The 11644-nt window shown below is 69.6% G+C and carries 9 protein-coding genes; 4 read left to right on the top strand and 5 right to left on the bottom strand.

Features of this window, described 5'->3' with window-relative positions:
• The first annotated feature begins 109 nt into the window (after nucleotides 1–109).
• Nucleotides 110–727 carry a hypothetical protein gene (locus tag AC1DCG_RS19860; protein WP_477030863.1) on the top strand — a complete coding sequence of 206 codons (618 nt, stop codon included), beginning with the start codon at nucleotides 110–112 and terminating at the stop codon, nucleotides 725–727.
• 69 nt (nucleotides 728–796) lie between these two features.
• On the opposite strand, the gene AC1DCG_RS19865 is transcribed toward AC1DCG_RS19860, so the two are convergent.
• The 4 genes from AC1DCG_RS19865 to AC1DCG_RS19880 form a co-directional block, all read right to left on the bottom strand.
• On the bottom strand, nucleotides 797–1918 hold the full coding sequence (locus AC1DCG_RS19865; protein ID WP_477036996.1) for a PepSY-associated TM helix domain-containing protein: 1122 nt from the start codon (nucleotides 1916–1918) through the stop codon (nucleotides 797–799).
• Nucleotides 1918–4089: a TonB-dependent receptor gene (locus tag AC1DCG_RS19870; protein ID WP_477036997.1), complete on the bottom strand. Its 2172-nt coding sequence runs from the start codon at nucleotides 4087–4089 to the stop codon at nucleotides 1918–1920. The genes AC1DCG_RS19865 and AC1DCG_RS19870 overlap by 1 nt, the downstream gene beginning before the upstream one ends.
• A gap of 81 nt (nucleotides 4090–4170) precedes the next feature.
• The gene (locus tag AC1DCG_RS19875; RefSeq protein ID WP_165262703.1) at nucleotides 4171–4578 is read right to left on the bottom strand and encodes a VOC family protein; all 408 of its coding nucleotides are present in this window, start codon (nucleotides 4576–4578) and stop codon (nucleotides 4171–4173) included.
• Nucleotides 4579–4674: 96 nt separating this feature from the next.
• The gene (locus tag AC1DCG_RS19880; protein ID WP_477036998.1) at nucleotides 4675–5229 is read right to left on the bottom strand and encodes a sugar O-acetyltransferase; all 555 of its coding nucleotides are present in this window, start codon (nucleotides 5227–5229) and stop codon (nucleotides 4675–4677) included.
• A gap of 194 nt (nucleotides 5230–5423) precedes the next feature.
• On the opposite strand from AC1DCG_RS19880, the gene AC1DCG_RS19885 reads away from it, so the two are divergent.
• Both AC1DCG_RS19885 and AC1DCG_RS19890 read left to right on the top strand, forming a co-directional pair.
• Nucleotides 5424–8309 carry a DUF3857 domain-containing protein gene (locus AC1DCG_RS19885; protein ID WP_477041620.1) on the top strand — a complete coding sequence of 962 codons (2886 nt, stop codon included), beginning with the start codon at nucleotides 5424–5426 and terminating at the stop codon, nucleotides 8307–8309.
• Entirely contained in the window at nucleotides 8306–9487 is a 1182-nt protein-coding gene (locus AC1DCG_RS19890; RefSeq protein ID WP_477030868.1) for an MFS transporter, read from the top strand. Before AC1DCG_RS19885 ends, AC1DCG_RS19890 begins: the two co-directional genes overlap by 4 nt.
• A 16-nt stretch (nucleotides 9488–9503) precedes the next feature.
• Here AC1DCG_RS19890 and AC1DCG_RS19895 read toward each other — a convergent pair whose 3' ends face one another.
• A complete protein-coding gene (locus AC1DCG_RS19895) occupies nucleotides 9504–10433 on the bottom strand; it encodes a Gfo/Idh/MocA family protein (protein WP_477030869.1) in 930 nt (309 codons plus the stop codon).
• Nucleotides 10434–10535: 102 nt separating this feature from the next.
• On the opposite strand from AC1DCG_RS19895, the gene AC1DCG_RS19900 reads away from it, so the two are divergent.
• Nucleotides 10536–11561, top strand: a complete 1026-nt coding sequence (locus AC1DCG_RS19900; protein ID WP_477037000.1) for an NADP-dependent oxidoreductase — start codon at nucleotides 10536–10538, stop codon at nucleotides 11559–11561.
• Nucleotides 11562–11644 lie beyond the last annotated feature (83 nt).

The raw sequence follows: 11644 nt of genomic DNA on the forward strand, positions 1-11644 counted from the left end.
CCGATGAGGGGACTTTTCGCTCTTCAATTTTAACGCGAACCTAAAGCTTGACCGCCGCCCCAAGGCCGATGGATGCTCGCATTGAGCGTCAATCGGCCAAGGACACTTCATGCGCGAACTCACGATGGAAGAGCTGGATCTGGTCGCCGGCGGGCTGCAGACCTACGACGGCGACGGCATCACCATCGTCGACGACGGCATCGGCGGCGACGGCGATGGTGACGGCGCGGATGGCTGGGACGGCTGGTGGGACGGCGGCTATGACGGGGGCGGCGGAGGCGGCGGCGGTTCGACCGACCCGCAGGCCGACTACGGCCCCGACCAGCAGGCGCGCGACGCCGCCCAACTCTTCTTCCAGGCCGCGGCCGCCGAAGGTCACGACCTGGCCTATCGCGAGCGCGCCGCCTTCATCCTGCGCAACGACGACGGCAGCTACAGCCTGGGCCCGATCGCCGAAGGCGCGCCGCTGAGCGGCTCGGTCAGCCCCAACACCAGCGGCGTCACGCCGTGGAACGTCGTCGGCATGATCCAGAACCAGTCCGACGGTTCGATCACGCCCTCGGCCGGCGAGACGGCGCTGATCACCAGCTATCAGAACGCGATCTACGACAATGGCGGCGCCCAGGAGTTCCGCCTCTATGTCGTGGGCGGCGACGGCAAGATCTACGTCTACGACAAGGACAACATGAACAACGGCCCGTCGAACACCGAGATCTCCGGCGGATAGGCGCGGCGGTCGGCGCCCCTGCCCCCATGGGGCCAGGAGGCGCCGACCTTCGTCAGGCGCTCGCGGGCGTCAGGCCTTGGCGGGCGTCGGCGCAGCCTGTTTGGCGACGGCCGGCCTCTTGCGGCGCTTGGGCAGGCCCGAAGGATTGCCCCAGAAGGTCACCACGGCCAGGGTGCCCAGCAACGTCAGGGCCAGCCCCGACACCGTCATCACCAGGCGATAGGGCAGCCCCCCGACCTTGGCCGCGTGCAGCGGGAAGTCGGCGTTGGTGAAGCGCGAACCCAGCGGCATGGCCTGGGCGTCGCGCGAGGCGACCATCTTGCCGGTCGCCGGATCGAACCAGGCCATGCTACGGCCGTTGGGCAGCCACTCGGCCTGCTGGCGCAGGCGGATGGAGACAAGGCCGCCGGTCTTGGCCGGCAGGCCGATGGTGCGCACCTCCGCCCCCGGGAAGCGGGCCTGGGCCTGGCCGATCACCTTGGCCCAGTCGAGGTCTGCGGCCAGCTTGCCGCCCTTGATCTTCGGCGCGGCGGCGGCCTTCTCCATCGCGACGGGCGAGGTGAACGGCGCGCGCAGGGCCTGGGAGAACCATTTCAGGTTCATGGTCGCCCCCGTCGCCAGCGACAGGATCAGCAGCGGCGCGACCAGCACGCCGAGGTCGCGGTGATGGTGGACGATGGCCGCCCGCTTCATCATCCGCGGCCAGGCCCGCAGGTGGAACATCCGTCGGGTCGGCCACCACAGGATCAGCCCCGTGACCACGAAGGCCAGGCCGAACAGACCCGCGATCCCGCCGACGATCTCGCCCGCATCGCCCGCGAACAGGTGATGGTGGAAATCGAACAGCCACACCTCCGGCCGGGCCCAGTTGCTGGTCCAGGCCTGGACGATGACGCCGTTCTGGTCGGCATAGGCGCCCTTCTCGGTCTCGCCGGGATAGGACAGCTTGTGCAGGCCCTTGCGCTCGGTCGCCAGCACGATCGAGCGCGGACGTTCCTGCGCCGCGAAGATGCGGGAGGCCGCTGTCGCCAGGGTCGCGGTGTCCTGCCGCTGGGCGTCGGCCGCATGGGGCACGGTGGCGCGCAGGAAGGCGTCCTCGTGCACCAGCAGGGCGCCGGTCAGGCCCAGCACCGCCAGCAGAAGGCCGATCAGACCGCCCGACCAGCGGTGCAGGAGCCGCAGGATCTTCATCAGAAGCGCGCCATCCAGCCGAGCGTCGCGGTGCGGCCGCGACCGGCGTAGAACTTGTCCTTGGCCGGGGCCACGGTGTCGGAATTGTAGCTGATGTACTGCTTGTTCAGGAGGTTCAGCACGCCCAGCGACAGGTCGCCCACCGGCAATTCGTAGCGCACGAAGGCGTCGGTCAGGGTGTAGCCGTCGAAGTCGTCCTTCACGAGCGCGTTGCTCATGTCGCGCTCCAGATAGGCCCTCACCTGCAGGCGCAGGGCCCACTTTCCGGTCTGGTAGTCGGCGGCCAGGTTGATGCGGTCGGGCGAGATGTTGGCCCCGTCCAGGTCGGTGTCCAGGCGACCGTCGCCGTTGGCGTCGGTCTCGCCGCGAAGGCGGGCGTAGCCGGCCGACAGGTCCAGGCCCTCGACCGGGGTCTTGGCCTTGACGTTGAACTCCAGGCCCTCGATGGCGACCTTCTGGCGCTGCACGTCGAAGATGCCGCCCGAGTTCTTGACCAGCAGTTGGCCCAGCTTCGAAGACGACCAGAAGTAGGCGACGCTGGCGTCGAACGGCCCGCGCTTCCACTCGCCGCCGATCTCGCGGTTGTTCGACACGATCGGCTCGATGCTGAGATAGGTGTCGACGTCGACGCCGTCGATGTTGATCGACCGCAGGATCCGGCCGACGTCGGGCACGGTGTAGCCCTCGGCGTAGCTGGCGTAGAGGCGCAGACCCCTGGCCGGTTCGAACACCACCCCGCCATTGGCCAGGGTGGCCTTGAAGTCGGGATTGCCGCCCGCGACCCTGCGCGAGCCGTACGAGGCCAGGGTCACGAAGTCGTCGACCTTCAGCTCGACGTTTTCGAAGCGCACGCCGCCGGCCAGGCGCAGCTTGCCGTCCAGCAGGGCGTAGTTGCCCTGGATGAAGGGGGCGAGGCTCTGGAACTTGGTCGGCGGCACCCAGGCGCGGCCGGTGGCGATCAGCATCTGCTCGGTGCGGTCGTTCATGGCGTCCAGGCCGACCGTGGCCGTCAGGCCCTCGATGCCCGGCACTTCGCGCTCGTAGTTCATGCGCGCGCCCAGCTTGCGCGAACGGTTCGACGACTGGTCGAACAGCGTGCCCGACGGCGCGATGCGCACGTCCTGGAAGGTGGCGCTGATGTCACCGCCGAAGGTGTCGCGCGAGCGGTTGTAGAAGACCTGGGCGGTGAAATCGCCGCCCAGCAGGTCGCTGTCGCTCAGCTGGGCCGAGACGGTCTCGACGCGGTTGGCGGCCGGCACGCCGGGAACCGGGCCGCGGATCGAGGTGGTCGGCAGGCGCCTTGCCCGATTGCCGTCGGTGACGGCCGGCGCCGTGCCGGTGACGGTCACGTAGTCGCCGTCGCCCTTCAGCTCGAAGCGGTTGGCGACCAGGTCGAGGCGGACGGTGTCGTTCAGCTGCCAGCCGAAGCGGCCGAAGAACGACAGGGCCTTGGAATCCTGGACGTCGCCCTGGGTGTTGTCCATGCCGATGCGACGGCCGTCGGCGTCGTAGAAGGCGCCGCGCTTCTCGTAGGCGACGCCGGCGGTGACGTCGAACGCCCCCTGGCGCCAGGCGACCAGGCCGCCGACCTTGGCGCCGACGCTGTCGCCCATGTCATGGCCGATCGTGGTCTGGGTCAGCACCTTGCCCGAGATCCCGTCCTTGCGCGGCGGACCGACGGTCACCTGGTTGACCACCCCGCCGGTGGCGCCGATGCCCTGCAGGGCGTTGGAGCCGTAGATCAGCTCGACACGCTCGACGAAGAACGGATCGATCGTGTAGCCGTCGCGCGAACCGTCGCGGATCGGCGTCGACTGCGGAATGCCGTTGATGGCGAACAGCGGCGAGCGGCCGCGCAGGCTCTCGCCCGAACCCGACAGCTTCTCGCGGGTCGGCGAGAACGAGGGCGACAGGTTCGAGATGGCGTCGACCACCGAGCCGCTGACGGCCAGTTGCTGGGAAAGCATCTCGCTTTCGATCACGTCCACCGTCAGCGGCAGGGCCGTGACCGGCAGCTTGGTGCGGGCGGCCGTGACGACCACCTGCTCGACGTCGCTCGCCTGGCCTTGCGAGGCCTGGGCGTGGGCGGCGGCGCCCGTCGAGAGCGCCGCCAGGCTGAGCGTCGAGAACAGGGCGCGCCGGGCGGCGGCGCGCGAGAAACGAAGTCGCATGGACCATCCCTTGAAACGAGACGGCGGCTATAGGCGCAACTGCGACTGAGTTTCAATCCTGAAATCTTGTCCGACAGACGATCAGCCGCCCTGCTCCATCGCAGCCATGTCCATGTACATCACCTCCCAGACGTGGCCGTCGGGGTCCTGGAAGCTGGCGCCGTACATCGGACCCATGTCCATGATCGGCTTCCATGCCTTGCCGCCGTTGGCCAGGGCCTTGGCCAGCAGGTCGTCGACCTCCTCGCGGCTGCCGGCCGAAAGGCAGGTCAGGACCTCGGTGGCCGCATGGGCGTCGCTGATCTCGCCGGTGATGAACTGGCGGAACTTGTCGTGCGTCAGCAGCATCACGAAGATCGTCTCGGACACCACCACGCAGGCGGCGGTCTCGTCGCTGAACTGCGGATTGATGGAAAAGCCCAGGGCCTCGAAGAAGGCCTTGGAACGGCCGAGGTCGGCGACCGGCAGGTTGACGAAGATCATGCGCATGGTGGCGGCTCCCTAGTGTTGGTTGTCGGGCCAAGGACGCGCGCGGCGGCCCCGTCCCGACAGCTTGCCCGAACTTTTTGTCGGGCTTTTTTGTCTTCAGGCCTTCACGCGGGCCGGATTGCCGACCGCCGTCGCGCCGGCCGGCACATCGCGGGTGACCACCGCCCCCGCCCCGATCACCGCGCCGTCGCCGATGGTCACGCCCGGGACGATGATCGCCCCGCCGCCGATCCAGACGTCCTTGCCGATGATCACCGGCCGTCCGAACTCCAGCCCCGTCTTGCGGGTGTCGGCGTCGCGCGGGTGGTCGGCGGCGAAGATCTTCACGTGCGGGCCGATCATGGTGCGGTCGCCGATGGTCACCGCCACCACGTCCAGGATCACGCAGCCGAAGTTCATGAACACCCCGTCGCCCAGGGTGATGTTGTAGCCGTAGTCGCAATGGAACGGCGCGCGGATGTTGGCCCCGCCCCCGACGCTGGCGAAGCGCTCGGCCAGCAGGACCTGGCGCTGGGCGATCGTCTGGCCGGGCGCGTTGTAGCGCTCCATCCAGGCCAGGGCCTGCTCCTGGTCGGCGACGATCTCGGCGTCCATCGGGTCGTAGAGATCGCCGGCCAGCATGCGCTCTTTGTGGGTGCGATTGTCGGTCAAGGCGGCCTCCGTATACGAAACAGTCCCCGGGGATGGACCGGCGGCGGGCTGCAAACAATGAAAAACGGACCCCAGCCCGCCTGATCGCCTGTCGAGCGCTCACGCAATGGGAACATCCGCTCCCGGAGCGCAGCCGAAAGTTGCCCCCACGGTTAGCTTGGCTATTGTCCGCGCGAGTACCAAGGGGGCTTTCGATGAGAGTTTTGAGCATCGCCGCGGCGATCCTGGCCGCGGCCGGGAGCGCGCACGCCGGATCGCGCACGGTCCTTTACGGCCCGGCGCCGTCGTGGATCTCGCCGCCGCCCGCTCCCACCGGAACCGCCGCCCCGGACGGCGCGGCCGTGCAGGTGCTCTACACCGACACCCAGATCCGCATCGGGGCCGACGGCGACGAGTTCTACACCGCCTACCGGATGAAGATCCTCAAGCCCGAGGCCCTGTCCATCGGCAACGTCTCGGCGGTGTGGAACCCCAGCTCCGACGACCTGAAGGTCCACCGCCTGCGCATCCTGCGCGACGGGCGCGAGATCGACATCCTGGCCAAGACCAAGTTCACCGTGCTCCAGCGCGAGAACAACCTCGAAATGTCGACCTTGTCGGGCGACCTGACCGCCACGCTGCAGGCGCCGGGCCTGCAGGTGGGCGACGAGGTCGAGTTCGCCGCCACGACCAAGCGCCGCGACCCCACGCTGGGCCAGCATTCGCAAGGCGGCATGGTCCTGCCCCCGACCGAGACCGCCGGCGCCTACCGCATGCGGCTGACCTGGCCCAAGGGCCGCGACCTGACCTGGCGCGCCACGCCCGACCTGGGCGCCCTGAAGCCTGTCGAGCAGGGCTCCGACTACGTCCTCGACGTCGAGATGCGCGATCCCAAGAGCGCCATCGCCACCGACGGCGCGCCGCTGCGCTACAACATGCGGCGGCTCGTGCAGTTCAGCGGCTTTTCCGACTGGGCCGATGTCTCCCACCTGATGCTGCCGCTGTACGAGCAGACCTCGGCCCTGGCGCCGAACTCGCCGATCAAGGCCGAGGCGGACCGCATCGCAGCCTCCACGACCGATCCGCTGGCCCGCGCCACCGCGGCCCTCGCCCTCGTCCAGGAGCGCATCCGCTATGTCTTCGTCGGGCTCGACGACGGGGCCTATCGCCCGGCGAGCGCCGACGAGACCTGGAAGCGCCGCTACGGCGACTGCAAGGGCAAGACCGTGCTGCTGCTGGCCCTGCTGCGCGAGCTGGGCGTTCCGGCCGAGGCGGCGCTGGTCAACACCCAGAGCGACGACGGCGTCAACGAGCGCCTGCCCATCGCCGCGGCCTTCGACCACGTGCTGGTCCGCGCCGTGATCGACGGCCGGACCTACTGGCTGGACGGCACCCGCATGGGCGACACCGACCTGACCCGCCTGCCCGAACCGTCGTTCCGCTGGGTCCTGCCGCTGCGCGCGGGCGCGGTGTCGCTGGAGCCCGTGGCCGCCGTGCCGCCGGTCCTGGCCGAGGGCGCGATGGCCCTGACCATCGACGCCTCGCGCGGCGTGGACAAGCCGGCCCGGGTCAGCGGCGAGCAGATCATCCGCGGCGACGCCGCCTTCGGCTTCAAGGTCGGCATGTCCCAGCTGTCGAAGGACGACGCCGAGCGCAAGCTCAAGGCCTACTGGGCGGACTCCTACACCTGGGTCGATCCCGAGACCGTCGCCTGGCGCTATGACGAGGCCCGCAACACCGTGGTCCTGACCTTCGAGGGCGAAGGCGAGATGGAGTGGGAGGGCGACGCCGAGAACGGCCGCTACTACTACCTCAACATCGTCGGCTTCGGCGCGCCCGCGCCGCTGCGGCGTCCGCGCGAGCAGGACCAGACCGCGCCCTGGATGACCGACTTCCCCAGCTACAACCGCTGGAGCGCCACCGTGCGGCTGCCGCCGGAAAAGGACGGCTGGAAGTGGGGCTATGCGATGGACTCGATCAACGCGCTGATCGGCGGCGTGTCCTACGAACGCGAGACGTTCATGGACCACGGCGTGCTGCGCGCGGTCACCAGCCGCCGCACCCTCGTGCCGGAGATCAGCGCCGAAGAGGCCAAGCTGGTCGGCAAGCAGGCCAGCAAGTTCGACGACCAGGTGCCGCGGATCTATCAGTTCAAGGCCGACCCGAAGGAGACCGCCGAGACGGCCTGGCCGATCGCCATCGCCAAGGCCGACGACGGGACCGTGCTCGCCGGGATCGGCGACTATCTCTACGCCGACGACCAGTACGACAACGCCCTGCTGGCCTACGAACGCGCTCTGACGGTCAGCCCGGGCTTCCGCCTGGCCGTGCGCGGCAAGACCGACGTGCTGCGCGAGCGGGACGGCGACGCCAAGGCCCTGGCCTACGCGACCGCGGCGCTGAAGGCCGACGACGATCCCGTGCTGGCCATCAAGCGCGCGATCCTGCTGATCCGCATGGGCAGGGCCGCCGAAGGCATGGCCGCGCTCGAGGCGGCCTACGCCGCCAACACCGACGACGCCGAGGTGGTCGGGGCCTATTCCGACGCCATGGTGCGGCAAAACCTTCTCGACAAGGCCCTGGCCTCGGCCGACGCCGCCATCAAGCTGGAGCCCGAAAGCGCGCTGCAGCGCCGCCGGCGGGCCGCGGTCCTGATCGTGATGAACCGCCCGGCCGACGCGCTGGTCGACTTCGACACCGCGCTGCGCCTGGAGCCGACGGCTTACCAGAACCTGCTCAACCGCGCCGAGGCCTACCGGCGGCTGGGCCGGCTAGGAAGGCCTCGCCCTCGGTGGTCAGCGACAGCGAGCGGGTGGTGCGATGCACCAGCCTGGCCCCGACCTCCTGCTCCAGCGCCGCCATGCGGCGCGAGGCGGCCATCGGGGTGWTGGCGAGGCGTCGCGCGGCGCCCGCCAGGCTGCCGGCCCGGGCCGCTTCCACGAAGACGCCGACGTCGGCGAGATCCATTCTATCGAATTCCGTTATGCCAGCTTACCGCAAGGCCATACTATAAACGATCATGGGATGCTCTATATAGCTCGGCGACTGACACGGAACGCCGCCCCCTCCCCCCAACCCGGGCGGCCTGGAGCCGATCATGAGCACCGCCGCCCTTCCCGCTGACTCCACGCCCGCCCTGGGCCGGGGCCTGACCTTCGCCATGGCCGCCGCCGCCGGCCTGGCCGTGGCCAACATCTACTACAACCAGCCGATGCTGGGCCTGATCGAGCGCAACCTGCCCGGCGCGGCGACGGCCTTCGTGCCCACCGCCACCCAGTTGGGCTACGCCGCCGGCCTCTTCCTGCTGACGCCGCTGGGCGACCGGATGGAGCGCAAGAGCCTGATCGTCGGCCAGTTCCTGGTGCTGGCCGCAGCCCTGGTCGCCGCCGCCCTGGCGCCCAGCACCGCCCTCCTGCTGCTGGCCTCGCTGCTGGTCGGGGCCGGGGCCACGGTGGCCCAGCAGATCGTGCCCTTCGCCGCCCACCTGTCGGCGCCGGAAAAGCGCGGCGCCACCGTCGGCACGGTGATGTCGGGCCTGCTGTGCGGCATCCTGCTTTCGCGCACCCTGGCCGGGTTCGTGGCCACCCACGGCGGCTGGCGGGCGATGTTCTGGCTGGGCGCGCCGATCGCCCTGGCCGCCGCTGCCCTGATGGCCCTGGCCCTGCCACGCAGCAAGCCCGACACCGACCTCTCCTACGCCGAGCTGCTGGCTTCGCTGGGCAAGCTGTGGCGCGAGTTCCCGGAACTGCGCCTGGCGGCCCTGACCCAGGCCAGCCTGTTCGCCGCCTTCACCGCCTTCTGGACCATCCTGGCCCTGCAACTGCAGCAGCGCTTCTCGCTCGGGGCCGACGTCGCCGGCCTGTTCGGGATCGTCGGCGTGGTGGGCGTCCTGGCCGCCCCGGTCGCCGGTCGCATCGCCGACAAGCGCGGCCCGCACCTGACCATCGCGCTGGGCGCGGTGCTGACCCTGGCCTCCTGGATCCTGTTTGGAACCTGGGTCTCGATCGCCGGCCTGCTTGTGGGCGTCGTGCTGCTCGACTTCGCGGTGCAGGGCTCGCTGGTCTCGAACCAGCACCTGGTCTACGCCCTGCGGCCCGAGGCCCGGGCGCGACTGAACACCCTGTTCATGGGCGGGATGTTCCTGGGCGGCGCGGCCGGCTCGGCCACCGCGGCGGCGGCCTGGAACCTGGGCGGCTGGAGCAGCGTGGCCCTGATGGGCGCGGGCCTGGCGGCCATCGCCACCGTGCTGCAGATGACGAGCCTGAAGCGGCGGCGCTGAGGCCGCCGCGCACGCCTCACTCCGTCGAGTGCTCGACCGCCAGCGCCAGGTCGAGCGCCCGGGCGGCTTCCTCACCGGTGACCACAGGACGCGGGGCCTCGCCGCGCACGGCCTTGAGGAAGCCGGCGACGCTCTGGCCCAGGGGATCCTTGCCGGCCGGGGTCTCGGTGAAGTCTTCGATCAGCGGGAACGGAGTGGTGTTGCGGAAGGTGCGGGCCAGGAAGTCGATCTCGACCTCGCCCGACGGATAGACCACCTTCATCGTCCGCTCGCGGGCCTGCGCCACGCGCGAGCTGTCGAACACGGCGGTGAAGCCGTTGGCGAAGGTCGCCTCAACCTTCACCCAGTCCAGGCCATAGCCGCGATCGGCCTCGCCCTCGCCTTCCACCGCCACCGGATCGGCGGCGCAAAGCGCCAGGGCCAGATCGATGTCGTGGATCATCAGGTCCAGCACCACCGAGACGTCGAGATTGCGGTCCGACGGCGTGCCGCGACGCACCGCTTCAAGGCGGGTCGGCTGCTCGGGAATGTCCAGCAGGCCCATGGCCTGGAACACGACCCGTTCCTGGTGGCCGCAGGCCAGCGGCACGCCGGCCTTGGCGGCGGCGGCGATCAGGGCGTCGGCGTCCTCGGGGCTCACCGCCAGGGGCTTTTCGGAATAGACCGGCTTGCCCGCCTTCAGCGCCGCCAGCGCCGCCTTGGCGTGGTGCACGGCCGGCGTGGCGACGGTGACGACGTCGACGGCGGCCAGGAAGGCGTCCATGTCGTCATAGGCCGCCGCGCCCAGCGGACCGGCCAGGGCCTGCGCACGCGACAGGTCGATGTCGAACACGGCCACCAGCTCGACGCCCGGCAGCTCGACATATTTCTTCGCGTGGTAGCCACCGAACACGCCGGCGCCGACAACACCGGCTTTGAGAGCTTGGACTTGCGCTTCTTGGGTCATGGGCCCGTCTCTAGCCGCTTCGACGAAGCGCGAAAAGCTTTGGCGGCGGAGACGAGCCGGCGCTAAACATTCGTTTGAACCAGAACATGAAGGGAGGTCGCCATGACCACGTCGCGTGAGATCCGCCTCAAGAGCCGCCCCGTCGGCGTGCCGACCGCCGAGAACTTCGAACTGGCCAGCGTCGAGCTGCCGCCGCCCGGCGACGGCGAGATCCAGGTCAAGAACCTCTACATGTCAGTCGACCCCTACATGCGCGGCCGCATGACCGACCGGAAGAGCTATGTGCCGCCGTTCGAACTGGGCAAGGCCCTGCAGGGCGGCGCGGTCGGCGAGGTCACGGCCTCCAACGATCCGGACTTCAAGGTCGGCGACATCGTCAGCTCGATGTTCGGCTGGCGCGAGGCCTACAACGCCAACCCCAAGGCCCTGGCCGCCGCCGGCCCGATGGGCGGGATCATGCGCCTCAGCACCCACGGCATGCCGCCCCAGACCTTCCTGGGCGTGGCCGGCATGCCCGGCATGACCGCCTATGCCGGCCTGCTGCGCGTGGCCGCCCTCAAGGAAGGCGACATCGTCTTCGTCTCGGCCGCCGCCGGCGCGGTGGGCTCGGTCGTCTGCCAGATCGCCAAGATCAAGGGCCACACGGTGATCGGCTCGGCCGGCGGGCCCGAGAAGGTCGCCTTCCTCAAGGAGATCGGCGTCGACCACGTGATCGACTACAAGGCCACCCCCGACGTGACCGCCGAGCTGGCCAAGGTCGCGCCGAAGGGCATCGACGTCTATTTCGAGAACGTCGGCGGCGTGCACCTGGAAGCCGCCCTCAATTCGGCCCGCCCCTTCGGCCGCTTCGCCCTGTGCGGGATGATCTCGCAGTACAACGAGACCGGCCGCCCGACCGGCCCGGCCAACATCATCCAGGCGGTGGGCAAGAGCCTGAGGCTGGAGGGCTTCATCGTCTCCAACCACTACGACCTGTTCCCAGCCTTCGTCCGCGACATGGCCGACTGGATCAATTCCGGGAAGCTGACCTGGAAGGAGACCGTGGTCGAAGGCGTCGAGCGCGCCCCCGAAGCCTTCATCAAGCTGTTCTCGGGCGAGAACCTCGGGAAGATGCTGGTGAAGCTGTAGGGGGCGAAGGCCCCCTCAGTCGCTTCGCGACAGCTCCCCCAGAGGGGGAGCATCTATTCCGCGGAGTTCCTCCCCCTCTGGGG

This window comes from Caulobacter sp. 10L414 (assembly GCF_056395525.1).